Origin of the sequence: Serratia sp. M24T3 (assembly GCF_000257645.1) — a bacterium.
Taxonomy (GTDB): Bacteria; Pseudomonadota; Gammaproteobacteria; order Enterobacterales; family Enterobacteriaceae; genus Rouxiella.
This window is the reverse complement of sequence record NZ_AJHJ01000014.1, coordinates 56,212-81,768: the sequence shown is the minus strand read 5'-3', so window position 1 is coordinate 81,768 and position 25,557 is coordinate 56,212. Positions and strand designations below refer to the sequence as shown.

The following is a 25,557-nucleotide window of genomic DNA, read 5'->3' as shown; positions in this document are numbered from 1 at the left end:
CGAAATGAGACAGGTTTTCTGTCTCATTTTTTCTCACTACAAGCTACCCGTTATTGTTTAAAGAAATTCCTGAATTCTTTTGCAATGGCCTCTGGTTGCTCTTCCTGAAGAAAATGCCCGCTGTTCTCAATCATAACTCCTTCGACATTTTCAAAGTATGGCCGCAACGGGGTTGCCATATCAGCAATTGAACCCTGTTCAGCGCTGAAAGCCAGAACCGGGGTTGTCAATTTTCCCAGAGTTTTAAAATGTGCATTTTGCCTAGACGATAATCCCAACGCACGATAATAGGCCATGCCGGCGCGAACCGCCCCGCTTTGAGTAAAAATACGCAGATATTCGTTAATATCCTCCTCGGTAAAAGCATCGGGAGCAGCGGTTTTTCTTCTCAGGAACCAATTAAGATAAATACGTTCTTTACCGGCAATCAATTCTTCGGGCAAATCAGCAATAGCATGAAACGCAAAATGCCAGGTACGCCAGCCTTTATCACCAGAATGCGGCAGCGCATCAGGTAAAGTTATTCCTGGTATCCCCGCATCCAGAATGGCCAGTTTCTTGATTTCATCACCAAACAACACCGCATAAGGATAAGCTACCCAAGCCCCCACATCATGGGCTGCAAGGTAATAATCTTTTACATCAAGCTGCTGCAACAGGGAATGAACCGCAGTTGCCAGTGATTGAGTGTCATAACCTTCCAGCGGTTTATCTGAATCGCCCTGACCCGGCAAATCAGGGGCAATAATCCAATAGTGATCGGCTAAGGCAGGCATAATTTTGCGCCATGAATACCAGCTTTCAGGAAATCCAGCCAACAGAACCAGCGTTTCTCCATGGGGATTTCCTCCCGCGACATAATGAATTCTTACACCATCAACCAGGCGGTAATAATGGGAGAAACCTTTGGGAGCCAAAGCCTTGGAGATGGAAAGTGTTTGATTTTGCATGGTCATTAAAACCTTATAAGAAATTAGGAAATGTTCATTCCCTAATTTAACGATAGAATGACCAAAAAGCCACCCATGGTTAACAAAAAGTTTATCGATAAGATTTTTACAATCAAAAATGGAGCCGAACCCGACATGAACGGAGAAACTGCTGCCTTGTTATGGGTCCTGTTTCAGGACGAACGCTATGGAGCCTGAAGAAAACCTTAAATACAGATGAAATAGCCCTCAGCAAAACTCACAACCAACACGCGCTAACCTACTGATAAAAGTTATATTTCTTAAATAAGCTAAAGCCGTTCACTCTGTTATTACTCTACGCTTTAATCAGCTGGAGATGGCGAGTGGAAAATTACTGTAAATAGTTGGGGCGCGCGCTTATTTATTTAAAAATGGCACCCCCGAGCTTCGAGGGTTTATCGCTAATCCAAACTATATTCTATGAGCTGTAATTTATAGAGGCTGAGTAAACGAGGCAAGTCTCCCGCCTCATATATTTCCATTCTCTAAACGAAAAAATGGCTTAAATTGCTTTTAATTACATTAATTAAATGAATGAGTAATTATAAACAGCATCATTATTTATTTGCGAAAATGTTAAATCAAAAAGGATATTTTTTATGAAAGTTAAATACTTGGCAAGTGTAATAGCATTCACATTAATCTCATCACTGGTAATTGTACCCGTCAGTGCCAAAGTGAATGTTTTCCTCGATGGGAGTACCTTAAAAAATGATTTGAATGGCACACTATCCGGCAGTGTGAAATTTGCTCAAACTCATACCATCAATGCAAAAAACAACAGCCAGCAGGAGATGCCTAGACTAACCAGCACTCGGGACACCCTGGTCATGCTTATCCCTACGGACAATAGCGTGAACTCACTGCTTTTACTCGCTAAAAACAAAACAGGGACACTGCTCGGATCGTTGTATATGCTTTCTCCGCAACAGCTCCCTCGTGCCGACCGTCCCAGCAACAGTCCAAATCCGGATGTGGTTTATAGCGATAAAGCGTGGAGTCAAATTCTTCCAGCAGACTGGGTGCAGCCTGGGCTGACGCTTGAGTTTGTAACATCAGGCCAACGATCCGGGAAATTGAATACGATTGATATTGGTGGCGAAACACAGGTTGTTTTGCAAAATATTCGTATCGGTATGCTCACAGCCCCCGGCCCATTGGATAAAAATCCTCTGGAGAAAGAATCTTTTAAACTCGCGAAAGATTATTATCAGAAGATCCCGGTATCTGAACTTATTGTCGGTAACTATGCACCTATAACATTAGACCAGGTCATTCTCTCTTCCGGAAAAAAATACACCTACAGTAGTGATGACACTGGCGGTGTTTATAAGGGTGATCTGCGCGAAAATATTGGCAAAGGTATTATTTCAATGGGGATTGATAATTCCAACTTCGGCTTTAACTCCTCTAAAGGCGAACAGCAGTGGCAGCCCGGATTATTTCACCAGGTGGCAGTACATCAATCCTGGGGGCGCTATAGTAATGGCGTTGTTCGACATGGTCTTAGTGGCGGTAATGGTATGGCGACAGTCTACGATACTGTTGGCAATGAATTCAGCCATGAACTCGGCCACGGTTATAATATGGGACATTATCCCGGCGGCGGTAAATGGGCTACCCATAATCGTAATTCCGGCTGGGGCTGGGACAGCTTTCAGAATCGTTTTATTGCCAATTTCTTCTGGAATAAGGGAGGTAATAATGAAACCCAAGGCTATGTTACGCCCCCTTTCCTCGGTATTTACCAGTTTAATAATGACACCATGGGGGGCGGTGGACCTAGCTCGCCGCTTTCTAAATATACACTGCATACCGGCTACACCCAAAAACGTATTCAACAATGGCTGGAAGCAAAGGCAGTCATTGCACCGCATTCACCTTCAGGCTATTTGATCTGGAATGAACAGCAGAGAAAAATGATCGAACCGAAAGGCGTGGTATATCGTAAGCCCGATGCTTTTGGTGTCCCTGTGGTGACGCTCGTGGGATATTACGACCCGCGTGGAGAACTGGAAAGTTACATTTATCCGGCACTGCACGGTAGCTATGGTTACACCTATAAGCCACGGCCGCTGAAAACGGGCCAATGCAGGGCGGAGATTAATTATGCCAATGGCAATACCGATAAATTCGGCCTTGATGGCGTGCGTCTGCAAGCGGGACATATGAATAAATTCCATATCAACGTTCTCGAAAGTAAACAGCCAAAATCTGTGCGTATTACTTGCCCACAAAGAGATATGGATGCTGCTTTTACCCAATGGAAACTTAAGAAATTTGCCGTGAATAAGTTTTACGATTGGGGTGATAAAGACGAGAAGCTGGGCTCTATATATTATTACCCAAGTCATGAACTTTATTTCAGCCTGAAAAGCAAACCGTTTGGGTATTTCCCGACTACTCCAGTGGATAACAAGTTCTGGACCTACCTGACTGATGAATCGTCGCTCAGACAAGATTACCAAAACCAGCCGTTGGTACCAGGCAGTGAGTATATTCTGGTTAAGCGGGATATCAAATCTGCCACTGTTGCACCGAGAGCAGCAGCTAAAATAGGCCACTTGTATCTGCCAATTAAAATTAAGAGCGATAGAGTTGTTGCCGCGTGGAATTATCCTCTATCCAAACAAGAATTTTTAAGACGTGTAGAGGCAACATCTTTGGAGGGGCCTGTATTTATTGATATGACTGATGATAAATACCTCTCATTATACAAATTACCAGGCCGATATGACGTCCCATTGAAGGCAGGTAGCTATGGTATAAAAATCATGCTTGAAGTAATCAAAGACCCTATTCCACCATTATGAATAGTGGAATTGTATTATCTGCTCTGGCATATTTGACATACCTTAACTAGCATTTTACTGTCTCGCCTAGAAACTAATTTCAAGCCACAACTGTAGAGATAACCATGAAAAACATCACTTTTTTCTCCCGCTTCGAAGCCGACATTCTTGCCGGTCGCAAAACCATTACTCTGCGTGAAAAAAGTGATGCCGATTATCTGGCTGGCGATAAAGTCAGCGTTGCTCGTTACGAAGACAATCATTTCTTTTGCCACCTAAAGGTTATCAGCGTCACCCCAATAATGTATGACCAATTAACTGACGCTGAAGCCCGGCAGGAAAATATGACACTTGCCGAGTTGAAAGCGGTGATCGCCGAAATTTATCCTGGGATCACCGAACTCTACAAGATTGAATTTACGCTTTGCCAATCATCGTCGTAATCATCCCGGTTATGACGGCCAATGAGAGCCACGGATAATCGAGCAGAAATTACCCTTATCAAAATCGGGCTGTTTATCGGCAATCACGTCGGCTTTCACATTACCAAAAGTGGTCTGTGGTTTATCTTTAACGCCCTGATAAAAAGCGTTGATAATATCTTCTTTAAACTGCGGAGTCCGCGGATGCGCTTTGACCACCGCCTCCCGTTCTTGCGAAGAATAGCCTTCATAGTTAATCCCTAATACGTCCATCTCAACCCCCGCCGTTACCAGTGCAATCACCGGGTCCATAAACTCGGGGATCCCTGGCGTGGTGTGCAAAGCAATTGCCGTCCAAACTTTATCAATATCAGCCTGATTAATTTGATGTTGGCGCAGGAAGTCGCGCGCGGCGTTGGCTCCATCAACTTCAAAACGTTTGTCACAGCTGCAATGATCGTGGGTCAGCCCCATATCATGAAACATACAGCCGATATAAAGCAGCTCGTGATCGACTTTCAACCCGCGCTGTTGACCCGCCAACGCCCCCCAGTAGTAGACGCGGCTCGAGTGATTAAACAACAGTTCTGACTCTGTATCGCGAACCAGTTCCGTTGCCTGGCGCGCCATCTGACTATCCGGTATCTGAATGCCTTTAATGTTAAATGTCATGATTTTTCCCGCCTGTTAAAAGTGATGTTTACTGTTCTGGCATTAACAATAAATCTTGCACCGACTGTCTTCAATCGTAGTATTATGACGATTAGAGACATAATGACGAACTCAGACACCGGAGCATACGAATGATCAAAACTATCCAGATTCTGGCGATCCCAGGCGTGCAACTGCTCGATGTCTCTGGCCCGCTGGACGTATTTGCCGAAGTTAATCAGCAAATGGGGCGTAAAATTTATCAGCTGGAAGTTGTTGCGCTTGAAGAGTTGAAGATTGTAACCTCCTCAGGAATTTGCCTGCTAGCCGAGAAGTGTCTTGAGCAGCCACCGCAGCTGGCCATCGATACCTTTTTGGTTGCGGGTGCGCCGGATATGGCAGAGTTTGCCCCTTCCGCATCGCTGTTAATGTCAATTACCGATCGAGCATTAAACAGCCGCCGTTTTGGTTCAGTGTGTACGGGTGCCCTGCTGCTTGCTGCGACAGGGCTGCTTGAAGGGCACCGCGTGACCACTCATTGGGCGGTGGCGGAAACGTTGGCCAGCCGTTATCCGGGAATTCAGGTCGATGCCGACGCGATTTATATCGCCGAAGGACCATTACGTACCGCGGCTGGCGTGACCTCGGGCCTGGATTTGGCATTAATGATGGTGGAAGAGGATCTAGGCCGTGAAGTTGCGATGGACGTTGCCGCGCAGTTGGTGATGTTTTTCAAGCGCCCCGGCGGGCAGATGCAATTCAGTCGCTCGGGGAAGACTTCACTCAGTGGCCGTTCGGCATTGCAGGATTTACAGCGCTGGGCGACGGGTAATCTGGAAAGTATCAATTCAATCAAGTCTTTGGCGGAGCATTTAGGTGTTAGCACTCGCCACCTTACTCGGATATTTACTCAGGAAATAGGTCTTACGCCAGGGGATTGGCTGGAGCAGGAGAAAATTAATCAGGCGCGCTATCTGCTGGAGTCTTCCGAGCTGTCACCAAAACAGATTGCGGCGAAATGCGGTTATAGCAGTATTGATATACTACGGCGAGCGTTTCAACGGCAGCTTAAAGTTAGCCCTGCTCAGTATCGCAGCTATTTCAAAAACAAAGCTGACTAATGGGTTCCGCATTTATTTCAAAGCCTGCGATATTTCCCTTGCTCAAACAGCGTTCATTTAAAATAGACAACAAAGCGCCGATGCCCGCCCGTATCCTTTATTTTCAGGTCACAAAAATAATGATCGTAGCGGGAATGACAAGCGGTGGAACAGTATTGCTAATTAAGAACAGCAATCAGGTTTGCTTTCAAATCATCAAGCAAAACATAGCGCTTGCGATATTCAGACCTTTTCTTGCTGGTTACCTCTTCAATATCTTTTCTTTTGATCTCAAGCGGTAATTCATAGTCATTTTTAGCATTGCGGTGGCCAGATAATGATTCCCAAAAGCCGTCGTAATCCGCCAGCATCAGGCTCGATTTTCTTTTCTTATAGCGGCCGCTTTGGAAAATGTGTGTTTTATTGCTCACTGCCAGTATTTTTGAACACTCGAACTTGTTGGCGAGAAAACACACTATTTCAATCAATATCCTCTTCGGGAACAGCCCATAGCAAGACTTGGTGGCCTCTTTTATCAGCTCCGGCGTACACAGCTTTTCGCCACCTTGCATAGCGCCGATGAACAAACACGGCATGTCATTCTCAAACACAAAACCAAAAGCACAAGAGGCAAGCGTGATTCCTTCGCTATTTTTTAGATTAAGTACCAGTTCTCCTTCTCGGCTAAACTTATTCTCCATTCCCATCTTGATGGTGTAATCGCCGTTTTTTCCTTCTATTTTCGCCAGCTGTAAACCATCACTCGAGTATATTTTTTTATAAACCGAACTCTCAAGACTTGTGAATATCAGGCGAGACCCTTCACAGATTGACTTGATTTTATCTTTTGTCTTTAAATTGGCCCGCAAATAAGGGCGATGAAGCTTGTAAGGCAACGAAGGTTGTCTTGCCATAAGGCGCTTGGCATCTGGATTAGTCGCCAGAAAACCAAGGACTTTGAAGGTTGATTTTGGCATCAGCAAACTGCGAATAATGTATTTCGCTCTATTTGATTTTGAATCCCAATATCTATCGTGCATGACTTCATTCATGACTAATTTTTTAAAAAAAATAGCCTCTGAAATAAGTAAGCTTTCACTGGTGTTCATAATGCCATTTGCCTCAAATGAAAATCGCTACCATGAAAATGGTAAAATTATTCGTCTCATATATGTCTTAAGGTTATTTTAAGTATGGCACCGGAAAATTCTTAACTTTTATTGCTCACGCAGGGAACTTTCCCCGAGTTTTATAAACAAAACCACAACAAAGCATTGGATTGGGTAAAAAGTAAGCAGATTTATGACGACTGTGTGAAATTTTCATGATCTAACGAGGAACTAAAATCAGAAAGTCAGAATGAGGGCTACAGATGACGACGAAAACAGTCAGGATGATGGCTGTTGATAAGTCCGGTCGCTTCCATCCAGGCATAGACAATCACCGGGCCTACAAAGCTGAAACCGCGTTTTTTCAATTGTTTGGAGATATCCTGTGAAAGCTCGCTTTGAGTGGGTATCGGACCGAGATGCTGAATGGGTTTGCCGCCGACTTTTGACCAAATCCATTGTGAAAAATCTTCCCCCTGCTCCTGCATTCGTAGATACGCCCGGGCGTTTTTAATCACCGCGTTAATTTTGGCTCGTGAACGAACAATGTCAGGATTAGTCACCAGACGTTCAACATCTTGTCCAGTGAATTCAGCAACTTTGTAAGGGTCAAATCCGCAAAAAGCTTTTCTGAAAGCGTCTCGCTTATTGAGAATTGTGCGCCATGACAGCCCGGCCTGAAATCCGTCGAGCATGAGCTTTTCCCACAAAGCGCGGCTGTCATACACCGGCACGCCCCATTCGCGGTCGTGATATTGCTGCATGAGAAGATCGTTTTCGCCCCAGGCACAGCGTACCGGTTCTTTCATGTGTTTTATCCTTTAAGCAGGCGCTGCGGGCGGTAAGGCTCTAACTCAGCGGCGGGTTTGCCTTTGATTTCCTGGGTCACCAGGCGCGCCAGTAAAGGTGACAGCGTCACACCACTGTGAGTCACCACGGTGTAATAACCCGCTAAACCAGGCGTTGGGCCAACTATAGGATATCCATCGACCGGCAAGGCGCGAATACCCATGCGAGCTTTATACTGCTCCGGCCTGATAGCCGCCAGCCTTGGCCAAACCTCGGCAGCCTTGAGGATGATGTCTGCCGCCAGCTCATCAATCCGCGACTGTGGGGTCGATTCATCAATATCGTAAACCCCTTCATTTGGGCAAAGCAGCGTTACCCCTTCGCCATCGGGGCGGCAATGAAACATCGGCGTTGCCAAAACGTGGTTAACAGGCACGTATTCGGCAGGAACGCGAATGAGTATCCCGGTCGTCGGCGCAAGCTGGGTTGCTTGCTGGCCAAGATAAGGCGGTTTGTCTGACCAGCGACCACTGGCATTAATAGTGAGACTGGCGCGGTGCAAGGTGCCATCAGCGGTTTTAACTCCAGTGACAGTGTCACCGTCCTGCAAGATTTCCACGACTTTGCTGCCGGTGACGATTTTTGCCCCCTCTGCTGCGCTGGCCTGCAAAAGCAGATGAATATACTGCTGGGTATCAACCCATCCTTCCGACGAGAACCAGCCAATGGCTCCTTGAGTGCCGTCGAGATGTATTTCTGGTTCATACTGTTGCAACTGCCCTGCGCTGATCCATTCGGCCGGATAATCATAGTTTTGCAAACGAGCGACGTTGTCTTTCATCGCCTGTTGCTCTGCTGGCGCTTGCCATTCAAGACAGCCGGTGAGATTCAGCCATGGAGCCTGTCCAAAGCGTTTAGCCAGGTCACGATGGGCTTGCATACCCGAGGCGTTCAGGCGGTGATAGGCTTCGGGTGGCTTGCCGTGAGAGTTAATCCAGGCAAAAGAATTCGCGCTGGTGCCTTTGCCCGCCTCGCTCGCGTCTAGCAGCGTAACCGTAAAACCCGCCTCGGTCAGTTCCCAGGTCAGAGACGCGCCGATCATTCCGGCGCCAATAACGATTATTTTCATTAAAACTCCAGAAAGTGATAGGTCACAAACGCCAAGTGCCCGATTTAAAAGGCAGATTCACAATTTAATCGCTAACTTAATCAATAAAGTAGCCAACCGTCCTGCTAGGTGCAAGGCTTTTATCCCACCGTTCACCTGCAGTCGCACCGTCATATTGGCGTAATAAATCATCATTAGTCTGGCCGAATCAATAAATCCCAAAGAGGATAGTTCCCATGAAACAGCCAGCCATCCGGCCGGTGGTGCCTGCGCGCCTCCATAATTTTGAAACTTTAAAATCAGCCAAAACGCGGGGTGCTTCATGTGCTCTGCGCTAACGGTTCTCCCGCCCGCAATCCAGGTTAAACACGTTACTCATCATTTTGCGGCCAATCGAGTGCTTGACGATATCTGCCTGCAAGTGCCAAAAGGGATCATTATGGCGCTGCTTGGCCCGTCCGGCTGCGGTAAAAGCACCCTTCTTAAACTGCTGGCCGGGCTGTTACACCCCGAGGCAGGCCAAGTGTTTTTTGGTCGGCAAAAGGTGGTAGATGGTCGATTTAGTCTGCCGCCGGAAAAACGTGATTTAGGGATGGTGTTTCAAGACTACGCCCTGTGGCCGCACATGACCGTCGGCCAGAATGTATCGTTTCCGCTGCAAATGCGCAGTGTGCCGGCCAAAGCCCGTCAGCAGCGGGTATTGACGGCGCTTGACCGCGTGGGGCTGGCAGATTTTACTCATCGTCGCCCCTCCGAACTCTCCGGTGGGCAGCAACAGCGCGTGGCGTTGGCCCGTGCCATTGTCGCCGAGCCACAAATCCTGTTATTCGATGAGCCACTATCCAACCTTGACCGCAACCTGCGTGAAACTCTGTGCGAGGAAATGGCCGTACTGCTGCGCCAGCTCGGGACCACTGCGGTGTATGTCACCCATGACCCGCATGAAGCCGAGGCTTTGGCCCACTGTATTGCGCGCATGGAACAAGGGGCCATCAGGCGCATCGACAGCCTCGATTCTTCTGCTCCGGCCATTCTTTCCCGCGTTTCTCCTTTTGTTGCCTAATCGGTGGTGGATTTTAAAAAATGCGTAATTCGAACAACGTTTCTGTAATCAAAACAGGTTTATTAACTGCAATGACTCTTTCTTTTGCTCTGACAACCGGCGCTGCACAGGCACTGACCGTGTACACTGCCGGCCCCGGCTCGCTGGCTAAAAAACTGGCGGCGGGCTATGAAAAACAGACCGGCGTCAAGGTCGATATTTTTCAGGCGACAACCGGCAAAGTGATGGCGCGTCTCGATGCGGAACAGGCTAACCCGCGCGCCGACGTACTGATTTCTGCTTCATGGGACACGGCAACCAGCCTCGCAAAACGCGACTGGCTGCTGGCATATCAAAGCCCCAATGCTTCCCACGTCCCGGCTGAATTCAAAAATCCTTACTATGTTGCCCAGGGAATTTCGGCGCTGGGTATTGTCTGGAATACTAAAAGCGGCACTCCAGAACCACACGACTGGCAGGACTTGGCACTTCCGGCATTCAAAGACAAAGTGACCACGCCGGACCCTTCACTCTCCGGCGCTTCGCTGGATTTGCTGATCGGTCTGCAAAATGCTTATGGCGATCAGGCCTGGAAGCTGTTTGATAATCTTAAGGCTAACGGCATGATAGTTGCCGGTCCTAACGCTCAGGCACTCACCCCCGTATTGCAAGGCGCCAAGGCCGCCGTCTTTGGCGCGGTGGATTATGTTTCGTACAACAGCGTCGAGGCGGGGGAAGCAGTAAAAGTGATTTTCCCAACCAGCGGTACAGTGATTGCGCCACGCCCGATGATGATCCTCAAAAGCAGCAAAGAGCCTGCTCAGGCCAAAGCTTTTGTTGATTATGTTCTGTCGCCGGAGGGTCAGCAACTGGTCGCCGATGCCTGGCTGATGCCCGCGCGCGAAGACATTGACGCCAAACGCCCGCTTTTTAAAACATTAAAAGTTTTACCCGCCGAGACTGCCGGTTCCGCCGATCGTAAACAGGTACTGGACAAGTTTGCGGCCCTGTTTGCAGCACAGTAATGGTGAAAACCTGATCATCGCCCGACAGGGAAACTTGTCGGGCTTCGGAGTTTGTGATGAATAAAAATTCCTGTCTACCGATGTTTACCGGTGGCGCGCTGCTGCTTTTGGTGGCAGTCCCGGTCAGTTTTGTACTGTTACAGGCGATTTTTCCACACTTTGCCAGTGGCGTATTTTCTGCACCGTTCAGCACCTTTGGTCGACTGTTGCACGATGCCCAGTTTTCAACCGAGTTGGGCGGAACAGTCAAGCTGGGGTTAGGTGTGGCATTTGGCAGTGCGCTGATCGGCATTCCATTGGGAGCATTGCGCGGATTGTTTGTTTTACCCGCCGCTGCGTTTTGGGATGCATTGTTTCTGATCCCTTTCCTTTTCCCCCCTTATCTTGCCGCCCTTTCCTGGATGTTGGCGCTGCAATCTCACGGCTACCTGCAGCAGCTTGTAGGCCTGGATTTAAATAACCTCCTGTTTTCGCTGCCGGGAATGGTGTTCGTCATGACGCTGAACGTCTTCCCGGTGGTCTATTTTGCCGTATCGCGGAGCATGGCCGCCAGCGGGAGCCGCCTCGCCGAGGTGGCAAGAGTTCACGGGGCCGGTCCGTGGCGGGCCTTTGGGCGAATTACTTTACCCCTGGCGCTGCCGTCAATGGCTTCAAGCCTGCTGTTGGCCTTTACGCTGGCAATTGAGGAGTACGGCGTTCCTGCAGCTTTGGGAACCCGCAGCGGTATCGCCGTGTTGACCACCGGAATCGAACAGCGGCTGGCGGACTGGCCTATCGATATGCCGGGCGCGGCGGGCATTTCCGTGGTGTTGGTTGCTATCGCCTGTTGTGCCTTCTGTGTGCAGCGGGCCATCACCCAGGGTAAAAATGTTGCAACCACCTCGGGTAAACCGATTGCCGTGGCCCCTCGTCAACTCGGGGTTTGGCGTTTTCCGGTTATGGCAATTTTTTGCTTGATAGCGCTGATTGCCGTGGGCGTTCCTTTAGCGTCAATGCTGGCGACCGCGTTTAGCCGCACGCTCTCTGGCGGGCTGAGCATGAACAATCTGACCTGGCGTCATTTCAATGCATTGTTTGACCTACAGGGCGATGCGCTGAGCGCGCTAACGACCAGTCTTGGTTTGGCGCTCGCCACTGCGCTGATTGTCGGAACGATCGGTTTGCTGGCGTCGTGGCTGGTTGTCTCACAGCGAGTGCGCTTTGCGGCGTGGATTGATGCGTTGTCGCTATTTCCAGCAGCATTACCCGGCATTGTCGTTGGCGTAGGGCTGATTCTGGCGTGGAACCGCAGCTTTTGGCCGGTCACACCTTATAATACCGTGGGGATTTTGCTGTTGGCCTATTGTTGTCTGCTGATGCCTTATCCGGTGCGTTACGTCAGTGCGGCCATTGAGCAGATAGGCGAAAATCTTCAATCAGCGGCAAGAGTTCACGGGGCCAGCGCGGCACAGGCGCTGCGGCTGATTCTACTGCCGCTGGTCTGGCCCAGCCTGCTCGCCTCGATGATGATGGTGTTTGCGGTTGCTTCGCGCGAGTTGGTGACCTCGCTATTGCTTGCTCCCGCCGGAGTGGAAACCGTCTCGGTATTTGTCTGGCGGCAGTTTGAACAGGGTTCGGTGGGCGACGGAATGGCAATGGCCAGCCTGGCGGTGTTACTGACTCTGGCAGTGATGCTGTTGGCTGTCAGGCTGCAAAATCGCCAACTGAATTGAATTATTTATAAACTTCACGATCCACAGTGTCGTAGGCAAAGTGCTGCCCGGAAGAGCGCTTTAGCAAGGCCAAAACGTTGGCTTTATCGTGTTCAGTCGCCGGGTTATAGACCACCATGCTGAGATTGGGATTACCATCCACGGCAAATGACGAGTAGTCGAGAGCGATAATGCCGACCTCAGGATGCTGAATCTTCTTGGTGCCTTCGCCGTGATTGCGAACATTTTGATCAAGCCAAAGCGCCTGAAACTCAGGGCTGGCTGCGCTAAGCTCGTCTATCAGCAGGCGAGCCGTGTCACTCATTCCGGCGCGAGCCGTTTCGGCTCTGAAATTTGCCACCAGAAAACCGGCAATATTTTCCCACTCCGGCATCAGCCTGCGCTTTTCCGTATTCAGAAACACCATACGCAACACATTACGCTGCTTAAGCGGCATGGCCGAGTAATCCGCAAGAACGGTAATCGCTGCCCGATTCCAGGCCACCACGGTCCAATCGGCGGTTTTAATAAATGCGGGAATGGTCTCCATCGCGTCGAGCAACCTTTGCAACTGCGGTGATACCGTTGATTCTGGAGGATGCTGCAAGGCTGGCGGCCGATTCTGTGCCAGCAAAAATAAGTATTCGCGCTCAATTTCTGACAACACCAGCGCACGGGCCAAACGCTCCAGCACTTCGCTCGATGGCGCTCCTTCGCGGCCTTGTTCCAGCCAGGTGTACCAGGTAGTGCTAACGTTTGCGCGCAGAGCCACCTCTTCCCGGCGCAGTCCCGGAGTGCGCCTTCTTGACGGCGGATATCCCAGGCTGGCGGCATCCAACCGGCTACGACGGTCTTTAAGATAATTGCCGAGCCTGTTTTGGTCTGAACGATTGTCTTCTGACATAACCTTCCGCCTGCACGTTGATCAACGTTTCTGAATAAAGTTTATCTTAGCGCTATTTCACACTGAATACCGAACCGACTTTTGATTTCCAATGCCCGCAGCCGAAAATCTAGACCTCTGACTTGCCTGCTTCTGCACCAGCAGAATATTCAGCAAAATGCGCTACCAGCAGATTCATTAACGCCCTTGTACGCAGGCTTAAATGGCGGCGACTGGGATACAAGAACCAGAAATTGATCTCCCCGTCAATTTGTTCCCCCAGAGAAATCAACCTGCCCGTTTTAACGTCATCGCCAATCATGATAATGGGCAACAAAGCCGCGCCAACTCCGGTTAAAACCGCGTCATAAATCATTGCCGGTGATGACAGGCGGATAACTTCACGGGTCGCAATCTGGCTAACCTCGCCATTTAGGATTATTGGTATATGTTGATCACGATAAAGATTGCCCAAAGCGATAAACGGTAAAGGCTCGCCGCTGATTTCAGGCTTGCAGACTAACAGAACGCGGTCGCTGAATACTTTTTTACCCATCAACTCTTCATCATTGACGGGCTGCGCGCGCAGTACGGCGTCATAACCTTCGCGGATCGGGTCAACTCGCCGGTCTTCTGCCACCACCTCAAGCTGTACGTCGGGATACAGGCGGGCGTAACGGGCCGCCACTGCGCCAAAAGAGGAGGTCACCATCAGGGTCGGCACGCTGATTCTGAGTTTGCCGGAAGGTTTTTGCCGACGAGTGCCCAGCGCCTCGGCCAAGTCATTCAGTTCATCGAGCAACGGCTGGGCTTTTTCCAGCATAAAACTGCCCTCTTCAGTAAGCCGAAAGCCGGTTTGCGTGCGTTCCAGCAAACGCACATCGAGCTGGTCTTCAAGCTGACTGACATGACGCGAAAGACTGGATTTAGCCATCCCGGTCTGGCGGCTGGCAGCTCCGAATCCGCCCGCAGCCGCGACGGCAATAAAGCTTTTTAATCCGTTGAGATCCATAGTGTGGTCCATTTTTGGAACGACTTGTGCCAATCTTGCCATCTATCAAACCATTTTTAAAACCATTATCGTAGCTTTCAACTTAACGGGAGAACAAAAAATGACTATTTCCAATCAGGCAGTGCGTTTCCATCAATACGGTAATCAGCAGGTGGTTAAAATTGAAGATGTCGCCATCCCGGAGGCCACAGGTTCTCAAGTGGTGGTCCGAGTTATCAGTGCGGGGATTAATCCGGTTGATATGAAGGTCCGCAGCGGATTTTTGAGTGAATTTTTCCCGCTGAAATTCCCCGTCACCTCGGGCAGCGAGTTTATGGGCGTTGTTGATTCAGTTCCTGCCGGATTAACCACGTTTCAAATAGGCGACCGCGTAATGGGTTTAACTGGAAACCATGGCGCTTTCGCACAGTTTATTCTTGTCGAATCAGCCCAGTTGGTTCGAGTGCCAGCCGGAGTCACTGACGAAACAGCCAGCGCGTTGCCAGTAAGCGGGACCACCGCCTGGCAGGGATTATTCGAACAGGGGCAACTTAAAGCAGGCCAGCGGGTGCTTATCCACGGTGCGGCGGGCGGCGTTGGGGCTCTAGCGGTACAGTTGGCGCATCAGGCCGGTGCCGAAGTCATTGCCACCGCCTCGGCCAAAAATCACGACTATTTAAGCCATCTCGGAGCCAATAAGGTTATCGATTATCATCATCCGCAAGAATTTGCGTCTATTAAAAACGTTGATTTATTGCTTGATTTGGCCGGTGCGGGTTATGAAAATCTGAGCCCGACGCTAAAACCGCTTGCGCGCGTGGTCAGTGCGGTCAGACCCGATATTGCTGCGTTGATCAGCACGGCATCTGAGCCGGTATTCCTGCAAATGCATCCTGACAACGCGCTGCTGGAAACACTGGTACAGCAGCTTGCCGACGGCTTGCTGATGCTGAAAATCGGTAAAATTTACGCGTTTGCTCGGGCCGCCGAAGCGATTGAGCAACAGCATGGCGGAGTGACCGGACGCGCAATCCTGAAGATTGGCAATGCGAACTAGGCGGTTTATGCCGTCAACTCAGGGCGTTGCGCCAGGTCAGGCGCTAATGACTCATCGCCTGACTCTTTCTAGCGCCCTTGACCCGCCGTCGAATAGGCAGCAATAAACTCTCCGGCGATAGCCACCGCTATTTCTGCCGGAAGTTTACCTTTGACATCGGGTAATCCTACCGGGCAGCGCATCCGTGCCAGACTTTCTTCACTAATTCCCTTGCCAGCAAGCCGATAGTCAAAGCGTTTGCGTTTGGTCTCAGAGCCAATCAGGCCAAAATAGCTGAAATCATTGCGTTTAAGGATTTTTTCGCTCAACGCCAGATCCAGCTGATGGTCGTGAGTCAGCACGATAAAATAACTGTTGGCAGGCATTTGCTGCACCGTCTCTGCTGGATCTTCATCGACCAGGCAGTTGATTTCCGGGCTAACGCTGGCTGGAAACTCACTGGCACGCGAATCTACCCAGCTAATGCGGCACGGCAAGGTTGACAAAATAGCCACCAGAGCGCGTCCGACGTGCCCCGCGCCGTAAACCACCACGTGAGGCTGCTGCTGGCAAAGCGGCTCCAGCAATACCGTCGCCACGCCACCGCAGCACTGCCCCAGTCTGGCTCCGAGATTAAAACGCTCAACACGACTTTCCTGCGCGCCTTGCTGGATCATTTCCCGTGCGATCGCCGTGGCCTGAAACTCCAGATTGCCGCCACCAAGAGTAAAATACTGATTATCGGCAGTCACCAACATCTTACAGCCGCTGTTACGCGGCGTTGAGCCATGATGTTCGATCAGCGTTAGCATCACGCAGGATTCTTTGCGCTGTTGCAACTGACTGAGCTGGGTTATCCAATCATCGGTGCGCATAAGGCCTCCAGAATCAGCGATTGGCGGTTGAAGCCGTGGTTTGGGTAGCGGAAATCAGTGACCATTGAGTGACAACGTCACTGGAAAGCGCCATCTGATCTTGCAGCAGGGTTACGCCGCGCAGCACACGTTCTGGCGTCGCTGGCGCATCAAGCTGTGGATGCAGCCGATAATCTGCCACGCTGGCAATAGCGTCTTTCAGCGCGCACCAGACCGAGATCCCCAGCATAAACGGCGGTTCGCCCACGGCTTTGGAATGGAAAACGGTATCCTCGGGATTTTTGCGATTTTCCACCAGTTTAACTCGCAAATCCTGTGGCACGTCGGCAATAGCCGGGATTTTATAGCTGGCCGGGCCGCTGGTTTCCAGCCGCCCTTTGCCGCTCCATACCAATTCTTCACAGGTAAGCCAGCCCATACCCTGCACAAATCCGCCCTCGACCTGCCCAATATCAATGGCCGGATTCAACGAATCACCCACGTCATGCAGAATATCGGCACGCAACAGCTTGTATTCACCGGTTAGGGTATCGATCAACACTTCCGAACAGGCCGCGCCATAAGAAAAGTAATAGAACGGATGCCCGGCCGCCTTGCTGCGATCGTAGAAAATCTTCGGCGTTTTATAAAAGCCTGTGCTCGACAGCGAAACCTGATTCAGCCAGGCTTCCTGTACCACCTGCTGGAAAGTGAAATACTGCTCTTTAACCCTGACTTGGCCATTACTAAAGGCGATTTCCTGCTCTTGCGCCTGATAGTTGCGCATCAGCATTTCAGTCAGGCGGCCTTTGATAATTTCCGCTGCATTTTGCGCGGCCTTACCGTTTAAATCTGCCCCGGAAGAAGCCGCTGTCGGGGAAGTATTCGGCACTTTACCGGTATCGGTGGCGGTGATTTGAATCTGCGACAGCGGAACCTGAAAGACTTCGGCCACCACCTGCGCGACTTTAGTGTTAAGGCCCTGACCCATTTCAGTGCCGCCGTGATTGAGCTGAATACTGCCGTCGGTATACACCAGCACCAGCGCTCCGGCCTGATTGAGGAAGCTGGCAGTAAACGAGATGCCAAATTTCACCGGCGTGAGTGCCAGCCCTTTCTTCAGATACGGGCTGCGGGCGTTAAATTCTCGAATCGCTTCACGGCGGGCGGCATAGTCGGCGCTTTGTTCGAGATCGGCGGTCATCTCCTGCAATAGATTTTGCTCGACGGTTTGATAATAATGAGTGACGTTACGATCGTGGGTGCCGTAATAGTTCAGTTTGCGCACCGTCAGCGGGTCAAGACCTCGTTCACGGGCAATGTGATCGACAATATGCTCGATTGCCACCATGCCTTGCGGTCCGCCAAAACCGCGATAGGCGGTGTTCGAGGCAATATTGGTTTTGCAGCGATAGCCGGTGATGGTCGCGTCGCCGAGATAATAGGCGTTATCGGCGTGAAACATGGCACGGTCAATAATGGAGCCAGATAAATCCAGTGAATAACCGCAGTTGCCCGCCAGTTTGATTTCGATGCCTTGAATCAATCCTTGATGATTATATCCAACGTCATAGCTGACATAAAAAGGATGCCGCTTGCCGGTGATCATCATGTCATCCTGCCGTGACAGGCGCATTTTAACCGGTCGCCCAGTGAGATGCGCCGCCAGCGCGGCCAGACAAGCCGTGCCCGCTGCCTGAGTTTCTTTGCCGCCAAAACCGCCGCCCATACGACGCATATCCACCACAACTTTATGCATCGGCAGGCCAAGCACCGAAGCGACCAGTTTCTGCACCTCGGTCGGGTGTTGCGTCGAGCTATAGACCAGCATCGCCCCGTCTTCACCAGGCATTACGGTGGCAATTTGCGTCTCGAGATAAAAGTGTTCCTGACCGCCGATTTCCAGTTCGCCCTGCAAACGATGATCGGCGTTGAGCAGCGCCGTAGCTGAATCTCCGCGCTTGTGAACGTGCGGTTCTTCAACCCAATGCTGCTCGGCCAGAGCCTGTTTAACACTCAATACCGCTTCGAGTTCACGATATTCAATAATTGCCGCTGCCGCCGCCTGACGTGCAGCTTCCTGTGAGGTGGCCGCCACTGCCAGCAGGATTTGCCCGTAATATTCAATCCGATCTTTAGCCAGTAAAGGGTCACCCTCGGTCAAAGGCGCAATATCCAGCTCGCCGGGCACATCGGCGGCAGTAATGACTTTAACCACGCCGGGAATGGCGTAACAAGGTTCGATGTCAATACGCAGAATTTCGGCATGCGCGACGTCACTCAGACGCGGCACAAGGTGCAGCTGGTTGGGGAATTCCAGCCGGTCGTCAATGTAAACTGCCTCACCGCTGACGTGTTTGTCGGCGCTTTCGTGTTTCATGCTCTTGCCGGTGCCGCTGGCCAGACCGGCGCGGAACAGCTCGGCCAAGGTTTCCTGAGTTGGGATAGGTGATGATTTAGACATATTGCGTCACCCGCATCAAAGTTTCAGAAGAGGTCGTTTCAATCAGGCAGCGGCGCAGCAGGTTTTTTGCCACCTGCATGCGGTACTCCTGACTGGCGCGAAAATCGCTAATAGGCTGATAATCGACGGCTAATGCCTGACAGGCCCGCTCAACGGTAGTGCTTTGCCAAACCTGGCCAACCAGTTGCTGCTCACAGTGTGAGGCGCGTTTGGCAATCGCCGCCATGCCGCCATAGGCAATCGAGGCGTGGATCACGATGCCCTCCCGCACTTCAATGTGGAACGCGCCGCACACTGCCGAAATGTCATCGTCGAGGCGTTTGGAAACTTTGTAGACTTTGAGTGTTCTGCTCGAATCCGCCGCCACGCGAGGGATAATAATCTGCTCGATGAACTCACCGGCCTGCAAGGCAGTTTGCTTATAGCCCAGATAAAACTGTTCCAGCGGCAATGTTCGCTGCTCTTTTCCACGGCGCAAAACCAGAGAAGCACCCAGCGCCAACAGCACCGGTCCGCCGTCGCCAATCGGTGAAGCGTTGGCGATATTTCCGCCAAAGGTGCCCTGATTACGAATTTGCTGTGAGGCAAAACGCTCAAGCAGCGCGCCAAAATCCGGAAATTCGTGCTCCAATAGCGGCAAACAGCTGCTCAGCGTCGCTGCTGCGCCAATCAGCAGGCTGTCCGGGGTCACGCTAATCGCCTGAAGTTCGGGGATGTGGCTTAGGGCGATAAGCTGGGTTAAACGCTGATGTCGCTGTGTCACTTCCAACGCCAAATCGGTGCCACCGGCAACCAGTCTAGCCTGTGGATTCGCCAGATAAGCCGCCGCCAGCTCATCAATTGATGACGGCAGCAGGCTGACATCATCCTGCGCACGAGTAACCTGACCGGCAATCGGCGCGATCGCCCTGAGACGTTGCAGGGTCACTTTTTCGCCGCGATCGAACTGATCTTCAGCCTGCAATTCACAAGCGGAATGTGCCGCATCGACAATCGGACGATAGCCGGTGCAGCGGCAAAGGTTACCCGACAGCGCCTGCAATATTTCTTCGCGCTGTGCGCCACGGCTCGCCAATGCGGCAGACTGCATTTTTTTTTGCGCACTCTTTTGCAGTGCAAACATCGACATGACAAAGCCAGGGGTACAAAAACCGCACTGCGAGGCGTGGTTGTCTACCATCGCCTGCTGCACACTGTGCAGCTCACCCCGGTGTTTCAGATCTTCTACGGTAATCAGTTGCTTACCCTGCAAGGCCGACATAAATGTCAGGCAGGCGTTGATCGGCGTGTAACGCAGCGCCTCACCCTGCGGTTCAGCAATGACCACCGTACAGGCGCCACAGTCACCCGACGCGCAACCCTCTTTGGTTCCGCACCGTCCTGCATCGCGCCGTAAATACTGTAAAACCGTGGTGTCTGGCGGCAAGGTTGTCTCCTGCTGCAAACGGTCATTCAACAAAAACTGGATCATGGTCGTACCCTGTTCTGATTATCGCTGCCAACAAACCAATCGATTTGTACAACTGGTCAAATTTATAGATAAAACCAAGCAATATTGATGCCAACAATATTGTTAAGGGTATCTATTGATGGGGTTTATTCGCGCTGCTGAAATGCCAAGATAGTTTAAGGATAGACCGAAAATGCGAGGGGTTGGGTAAGCCAGGTTACCCAACTGTTTATTCGAAAGAAAACCTAAACGGCGCAACCGCGCAGGATAAGGGTGGTGACTTCATCAATGATGTGTTCACGATTTTGCTGATTGCTGCTGATATCCCGATACATATGGTTCACCTGTACCGCAAAATCGGCGTAATACTGCGTCACGGCCCAGATATTCATGATAAACAAACGGGCATCAAGCGGGCGGATTAACTTATCGGCAATCCACTGATTGATAAGATTTTCTTTGCAGATAATCTTGTCAATTGCCCCTGGCCAATACTTGTTCAGGTAATGGCCGCCGCTCAACACTTCGCTGGTAAAAATGCGCGACAATTCCGGCTGTTCAAAGGAGAAATTCAGCTTGTTTCTGATATAGCGACTCAGCACCGCTTCGGGTTCAACCAGGCTATCGTCGAACTGAATAATCTCGGCCCAAACGCAAAGTACCTTTTGCAGCAGCTCTTCATATAGCTCTTCTTTACCGGCGATATAATAATGCAGCTGGGTTTTTTTCATCCCTGCTCGCTGCGCAATCGCTTGCGTGGTGGCGCCTTGTAAACCCTTTTCACTGAATTCGGCGATTGCCGCAGCATGGATACTTTCCATGGTACGTTCGCGAGCGAGGCGAACACGACTATTGCTGGTTTCACTGTTCATCATTGGTGCATCTTTCCCGAGTTTTTGCCCTGTTATGGCGCGAGACGGTGATTAAGCCAGAGGTTAAATACTGATCAAATCTTCGCAGAGGATGCCCTTTTCAGCACCCCCTGATATTTATACAGTAGTTTTTAATGAGTACGCTGATAAACCACTTTTCCATCCACCAAAGTGCGATAAATGTTGCGGTCATCACCCAATGTCATCAAAACAAACAACTTTTCAGCCAACGTTTTACTATTACTGCTGCGCAACTGCTGCAACGCCGTGGCTCCAGGGTCGAGCACCACCATATCCGCCTCTTTACCGCTGTCGAAATTACCAATCTTGTCATCAAGATGCAGCGCGCGCGCGCCGCCCAGCGTTGCATGATAAAAGGCTTCAAAGGCCGACAATCGATAACGTTGTAGCTGCCCGACTTTATAAGCTTCACCCAGCGTTTGCAGCATATTAAAGGTAGTCCCTGCACCAACGTCAGTCCCCATCCCGAGTCGCACTTTCTTCTCCCACGAAGCCTTGAGATTAAATAATCCGCTGCCTAAAAACAGATTGGACGTCGGGCAAAATGCAATGCTGGAATCAGTCTCGCCGAGACAGTCCCACTCTTCGTCTTCCAGATGCAAACAATGGGCGAACACACAGCGCGAGCCGGTTAAACCGTGATGATGATAAACATCCAGATAGCGTTCATGGGCCGGATACAGAGACTTAACCCACGAAATTTCATCAAGATTTTCGCTGAGATGAGTTTGCAGATAAATGTCTGGATAATCATCTTTTATAAGTTTGACCTTATCGAGCAGCTCGGCGGATGAAGTCGGCACAAAGCGCGGGGTCAGGGCGTAGCTCAGGCGTTTATGGTTATGCCAGCGTTTAATCAGGGTCCGAGTGTCGCGCTCGCTGTCTTCAGGTGTTTCGAGCAGTGCCTCGGGCGCGTGTTTATCCATCATGACTTTGCCGGCAATCAGGCGCATGTTCAGCGCTGCGGCGACGGTAAACAGCGCATCGACCGACTGTGGATGAACGGTACCAAACACCAGTGCGGTAGTGGTGCCGTTATTCAGCAGTTGATCGATAAAGAATTTCGACATTTTCTGAGCATATTCAATGTCATGGTATTGCGCTTCTGTCGGGAAAGTATAGTTGTTCAACCACTCCAGCAGCTGTTCGCCATAGGCACCGATCATCTCGGTTTGCGGGTAATGGATATGGGTATCGATGAATCCGGGCACGATAAGCCTGTCGCTGTAATCATCCAATGGCACGGGGTATGGGGTGTCCAGCAGGCGCTGTTCCCCTTCTTCCCGGCTGCCGAGCCAGCTGATTTTACCGTCGCTCAGAAACATCATGCCATCTTCAATATAACGAGCCATGGACTCAATTTCGGCTGGAGCCTGGGCAATCCCAGTGATATCGAAGAAGTTTCCTCGAATGGCGCGCGTAATACTCTGGTTCATAAATTTACCTGTTTAATGGCAATACCCAGCGTTTGCAACACTGGGGTTATTAATAGGAAGTTTTATAATCTTAAGAGTATAAGCAAGGCTTGTGCCATTAGTTTGACCAATCGGTCAAACCGGAAGGATTTTTTTTGTCGTCTATTTTAGCAACACTTCATACTGCGGGTTAAATTCGTCGAATATGGGTAAAGCCGCCGCGCCGAGTGCCGCGGTGTCTGCGCCGGTCATGCCAAGTCGCAGGCGCATGCTGTCGGGGTAACGGCTGCGCACCGAGCTATACAGCGGTTTGAGTTTTTTCATCAGCCTTTCAACCAGCTGTTGCGGCATCATGCCGCCAATAATTACGCACTGGGCATCAAAGACGCATTCAATAATATTGATCGCCTGACAAGCCGGTTCGATAGCGGTCTCAAGCCATTGATCGAACAGGGCTTCGTCTACCGCCAACAGGTCTTCCGGCACCGCTGAAATCGGGTCTAATCCGCAGCCTTCATAAGCCGCCTGCAAAGACAGATATCGTTCGAGGCAGCCATTATTACCGCAGTAACAGGCCCGTCCGCCGGGTTGCACCACCATATGACCCACTTCGCCCGCGTTGTGTGCATGGCCGGTGTAAATTCGCCCGTCGGTAAATATACCCGCGCCTAATCCGGTGCCAATATAAAGATAAACAAATGAGTTAAGCTGCTTGGCGACGCCGTGAAAACGCTCGCCGATGGCCGCCACGGTCGCGTCATTTTCCAACGTCACTGGCCAGCCGGTCATGGCGCCCAAACGGCTTTCGACGTCGATATTGTCCCAGCCGTGCAAAGTGGTTGGCCCTAGAGAGGAAATGCCTTCAACACCAAACGGACCCGGCATCACAATGCCAATCCCCAGCATCTTGCGCCAATCGATTTTATTATTTTCGCCCCCCAATTCTTGGCGCATTTCTTGCAATATCTGCTCAATGCATTGGAAGGTCGGCTCGGGCTGCGGTTTTTGAACTTTAACTAATCGACGAAAGCGCACCCTGCCGGTTAAATCGACCAACACCACCAACAGCGACTGATGATCGAGATGAATGCCAATCGAATAAGCGCTGTCTGGATTGAGGGTCAACGGCGTGGCGGGCTGGCCTCTTCCCCCGACTCGGCGCGGCAGATGGGATGACAGTATCCCGGCCTGTTCCAGCTCGGTGGCAATATTGGAAACGGTTTGCGGAGTCAGCGAGGTCATGCGCGCCAATTCTGCACGAGTCAGTTCACCATTTAGACGAATAGCTTCAATCACCACCCGACGATTGTGCGCTCGCGCATGTTCGAGATTAGTTCCAGAAGTTGTCATAACTGCCTATGCACCAAGGAAAATCGTTAATGCAGTATGCTGCCGGCGATTAAAGCAATCAAATTGATTTTATTAATGGCGCTTGTATCACAACACTTGATGTTAAAAGCATGTTAACTAAGCAGCTCTACCCGATTGACCCAGAATTTGTAAAGCAGGCAGCGCAGGGACGCTCGAGGAGATAGCGGACTATTTTTTTATCCGCTATTAAAGCAATCAAATTGATTTAATCACTTAATCACTACCGAGCCTTTTACCGGAGAAAGATGATGAGCAAAAGATTACGCCCCGCTACCACCTTATGTGTGTTGTCTGCCCTCGCCTTTGGCTATTCCGCCAATGCCCTGGCCGAAACCACGCTGAGCGCGCTGTTTATGACTCAGGCCGCATACAGTGAAAGTGATATCCGCGCCATGACCGCCGACTTCACCAAGGCGCATCCGGATATCAAAGTGAATCTCGAGTTTGTGCCCTACGAAGCTTTGCATGACAAGATTGTTGCGGCGCGCGGTGCCGGTGACAAAGGCTATGACGTGGTGCTGTTCGACGCCATCTGGCCCGCCGAATTTACCAAGTTTGGCTTACTGCAAGACGTAACCTCACGTATCAGCAGCGACGAAGCAGGCAAAATATTCAATGGCGCAATTTCAACCGTGACTTATAAAGACAAACGTTGGGGTATGCCGTGGATCCTCGATACCAAATACCTGTATTACAACAAAGCAATGCTGGCCAAAGCCGGGATCACCGCCCCGCCAACGACCTGGCAGGAGCTTGAGAAACAGGCTGAGATCCTCAAACAGAAGAACATTGTTAAATATCCTCTGGTGTGGAGTTGGTCGCAGTCAGAGGCGCTAATTTGTGACTACACCACGCTGGTTTCGGCTTTCAAAGGGGATTTTTATCAGGGCGGCAAGCTTAATTTCACTAATTCTGGGGCGATGAAAGCCATGGATTATATGAAAGACACGCTGGATAAAGGCCTGACCAACCCAAATTCCCGTGAATACCTCGAAGAAGACGTGCGTAAGTCATTCTCCAACGGCGACGCGGCTTTTGCTCTTAACTGGACCTACATGTACAACATGGCCAACGATCCCAAGCAGAGCAAAGTGGCTGGCGACGTGGGCGTGGTGCCAGCTCCGGGTGATGCTGCAGGTCAGGCTTCTGGCGTTAACGGCTCGATGGGGCTTGGTATCGCCAAGGCCAGCGCTCACCCAGACCAGGCGTGGGAATACATTACTTACATGACTTCACAGCCGGTTCAGGATAAATACGCCAAACTGAGCCTGCCAATCTGGAAGTCATCTTACGACGATCCGGCAGTGCAAAAAGGCCAGGAAGCGCTGATTGCTGCGGCGAAAACATCGTTAAACGTGATGCTGTCACGTCCGGTAACGCCTTCATATTCCCAGCTTTCCACTATTTTGCAGCAAAACGTGCAGAGCGTTTTACAGGGTAAAGCTTCAGCCAAAGATGCGATGGCTGCTGCAACCCAAAGCGCCGATCGTTTACGTTAAG

Annotated in this window: 22 protein-coding genes; 8 read left to right on the top strand and 14 right to left on the bottom strand. The window is 50.6% G+C overall.

What is annotated here, in order from left to right; translation table 11 throughout:
* Positions 1-50: 50 nt before the first annotated feature.
* Positions 51-950: an alpha/beta fold hydrolase gene (locus tag SPM24T3_RS12980; protein WP_009637222.1), complete on the bottom strand. Its 900-nt coding sequence runs from the start codon at positions 948-950 to the stop codon at positions 51-53.
* Positions 951-1,570: 620 nt separating this feature from the next.
* On the opposite strand from SPM24T3_RS12980, the gene SPM24T3_RS12975 reads away from it, so the two are divergent.
* Together SPM24T3_RS12975 and yqfB are read left to right on the top strand one after the other, a co-directional pair.
* Positions 1,571-3,784, top strand: a complete 2,214-nt coding sequence (locus tag SPM24T3_RS12975) for a M66 family metalloprotease (protein WP_009637221.1) — start codon at positions 1,571-1,573, stop codon at positions 3,782-3,784.
* 104 nt (positions 3,785-3,888) lie between these two features.
* Positions 3,889-4,206 (top strand): N(4)-acetylcytidine aminohydrolase, encoded by a 318-nt coding sequence (gene yqfB / locus SPM24T3_RS12970; RefSeq protein WP_009637220.1) that lies wholly within the window; start codon positions 3,889-3,891, stop codon positions 4,204-4,206.
* 9 nt (positions 4,207-4,215) lie between these two features.
* Here the strand turns inward: yqfB and SPM24T3_RS12965 are convergent, their stop codons facing one another.
* On the bottom strand, positions 4,216-4,857 hold the full coding sequence (locus SPM24T3_RS12965; protein ID WP_009637219.1) for an HD domain-containing protein: 642 nt from the start codon (positions 4,855-4,857) through the stop codon (positions 4,216-4,218).
* Positions 4,858-4,988: 131 nt separating this feature from the next.
* Between SPM24T3_RS12965 and SPM24T3_RS12960 the strand changes: the two genes are divergently transcribed.
* Positions 4,989-5,957, top strand: a complete 969-nt coding sequence (locus tag SPM24T3_RS12960) for a GlxA family transcriptional regulator (RefSeq protein ID WP_009637218.1) — start codon at positions 4,989-4,991, stop codon at positions 5,955-5,957.
* A gap of 158 nt (positions 5,958-6,115) precedes the next feature.
* Here the strand turns inward: SPM24T3_RS12960 and SPM24T3_RS12955 are convergent, their stop codons facing one another.
* The 4 genes from SPM24T3_RS12955 to SPM24T3_RS12940 form a co-directional block, all read right to left on the bottom strand.
* A complete protein-coding gene (locus SPM24T3_RS12955) occupies positions 6,116-7,045 on the bottom strand; it encodes a VirK/YbjX family protein (RefSeq protein WP_009637217.1) in 930 nt (309 codons plus the stop codon).
* 257 nt (positions 7,046-7,302) lie between these two features.
* Positions 7,303-7,854 (bottom strand): DNA-3-methyladenine glycosylase I, encoded by a 552-nt coding sequence (locus SPM24T3_RS12950; protein WP_009637216.1) that lies wholly within the window; start codon positions 7,852-7,854, stop codon positions 7,303-7,305.
* A gap of 5 nt (positions 7,855-7,859) precedes the next feature.
* The gene (locus SPM24T3_RS12945; protein WP_009637215.1) at positions 7,860-8,963 is read right to left on the bottom strand and encodes an FAD-binding oxidoreductase; all 1,104 of its coding nucleotides are present in this window, start codon (positions 8,961-8,963) and stop codon (positions 7,860-7,862) included.
* A 57-nt stretch (positions 8,964-9,020) separates the two neighbouring features.
* The gene (locus SPM24T3_RS12940) at positions 9,021-9,266 is read right to left on the bottom strand and encodes a hypothetical protein (RefSeq protein WP_009637214.1); all 246 of its coding nucleotides are present in this window, start codon (positions 9,264-9,266) and stop codon (positions 9,021-9,023) included.
* Between SPM24T3_RS12940 and SPM24T3_RS12935 the strand changes: the two genes are divergently transcribed.
* The 3 genes from SPM24T3_RS12935 (at position 9,265) to SPM24T3_RS12925 (ending at position 12,721) form a co-directional block, all read left to right on the top strand.
* Positions 9,265-10,005, top strand: coding sequence for an ABC transporter ATP-binding protein (locus SPM24T3_RS12935; RefSeq protein WP_009637213.1), 741 nt, complete (start codon positions 9,265-9,267; stop codon positions 10,003-10,005). The two genes, SPM24T3_RS12940 and SPM24T3_RS12935, sit on opposite strands and share 2 nt — an antisense overlap.
* Before the next feature lie 71 nt (positions 10,006-10,076).
* Positions 10,077-11,009, top strand: a complete 933-nt coding sequence (locus SPM24T3_RS12930; RefSeq protein ID WP_369699990.1) for an ABC transporter substrate-binding protein — start codon at positions 10,077-10,079, stop codon at positions 11,007-11,009.
* 56 nt (positions 11,010-11,065) lie between these two features.
* Positions 11,066-12,721 carry an iron ABC transporter permease gene (locus SPM24T3_RS12925; protein ID WP_009637211.1) on the top strand — a complete coding sequence of 552 codons (1,656 nt, stop codon included), beginning with the start codon at positions 11,066-11,068 and terminating at the stop codon, positions 12,719-12,721.
* 1 nt (position 12,722) lies between these two features.
* Here the strand turns inward: SPM24T3_RS12925 and SPM24T3_RS12920 are convergent, their stop codons facing one another.
* Together SPM24T3_RS12920 and SPM24T3_RS12915 are read right to left on the bottom strand one after the other, a co-directional pair.
* Positions 12,723-13,604, bottom strand: a complete 882-nt coding sequence (locus SPM24T3_RS12920; RefSeq protein ID WP_009637210.1) for a helix-turn-helix transcriptional regulator — start codon at positions 13,602-13,604, stop codon at positions 12,723-12,725.
* A 109-nt stretch (positions 13,605-13,713) separates the two neighbouring features.
* The gene (locus SPM24T3_RS12915) at positions 13,714-14,637 is read right to left on the bottom strand and encodes a LysR family transcriptional regulator (RefSeq protein ID WP_237713046.1); all 924 of its coding nucleotides are present in this window, start codon (positions 14,635-14,637) and stop codon (positions 13,714-13,716) included.
* A gap of 58 nt (positions 14,638-14,695) precedes the next feature.
* Between SPM24T3_RS12915 and SPM24T3_RS12910 the strand changes: the two genes are divergently transcribed.
* Complete coding sequence (locus tag SPM24T3_RS12910; protein ID WP_037378472.1) at positions 14,696-15,631, top strand: NADP-dependent oxidoreductase; 936 nt, start codon at positions 14,696-14,698, stop codon at positions 15,629-15,631.
* Between the two features lie 68 nt (positions 15,632-15,699).
* On the opposite strand, the gene xdhC is transcribed toward SPM24T3_RS12910, so the two are convergent.
* The 6 genes from xdhC to SPM24T3_RS12880 all read right to left on the bottom strand — a co-directional run bounded on the left by xdhC (position 15,700) and on the right by SPM24T3_RS12880 (position 24,036).
* On the bottom strand, positions 15,700-16,485 hold the full coding sequence (xdhC, locus tag SPM24T3_RS12905; protein ID WP_009637207.1) for a xanthine dehydrogenase accessory protein XdhC: 786 nt from the start codon (positions 16,483-16,485) through the stop codon (positions 15,700-15,702).
* A 13-nt stretch (positions 16,486-16,498) separates the two neighbouring features.
* Positions 16,499-18,928 carry a xanthine dehydrogenase molybdopterin binding subunit gene (gene xdhB, locus SPM24T3_RS12900; RefSeq protein WP_009637206.1) on the bottom strand — a complete coding sequence of 810 codons (2,430 nt, stop codon included), beginning with the start codon at positions 18,926-18,928 and terminating at the stop codon, positions 16,499-16,501.
* Positions 18,921-20,399, bottom strand: a complete 1,479-nt coding sequence (xdhA, locus tag SPM24T3_RS12895) for a xanthine dehydrogenase small subunit (RefSeq protein ID WP_009637205.1) — start codon at positions 20,397-20,399, stop codon at positions 18,921-18,923. The genes xdhB and xdhA overlap by 8 nt, the downstream gene beginning before the upstream one ends.
* A gap of 224 nt (positions 20,400-20,623) precedes the next feature.
* Positions 20,624-21,253, bottom strand: a complete 630-nt coding sequence (locus tag SPM24T3_RS12890; RefSeq protein ID WP_009637204.1) for a TetR family transcriptional regulator C-terminal domain-containing protein — start codon at positions 21,251-21,253, stop codon at positions 20,624-20,626.
* A 128-nt stretch (positions 21,254-21,381) separates the two neighbouring features.
* Positions 21,382-22,707: a guanine deaminase gene (gene guaD / locus SPM24T3_RS12885; protein WP_009637203.1), complete on the bottom strand. Its 1,326-nt coding sequence runs from the start codon at positions 22,705-22,707 to the stop codon at positions 21,382-21,384.
* Between the two features lie 141 nt (positions 22,708-22,848).
* Entirely contained in the window at positions 22,849-24,036 is a 1,188-nt protein-coding gene (locus SPM24T3_RS12880; RefSeq protein WP_009637202.1) for an ROK family transcriptional regulator, read from the bottom strand.
* Between the two features lie 269 nt (positions 24,037-24,305).
* Here SPM24T3_RS12880 and SPM24T3_RS12875 point away from each other — a divergent pair, with 269 nt between their 5' ends.
* Positions 24,306-25,556, top strand: a complete 1,251-nt coding sequence (locus tag SPM24T3_RS12875; protein WP_009637201.1) for an extracellular solute-binding protein — start codon at positions 24,306-24,308, stop codon at positions 25,554-25,556.
* Position 25,557 lies beyond the last annotated feature (1 nt).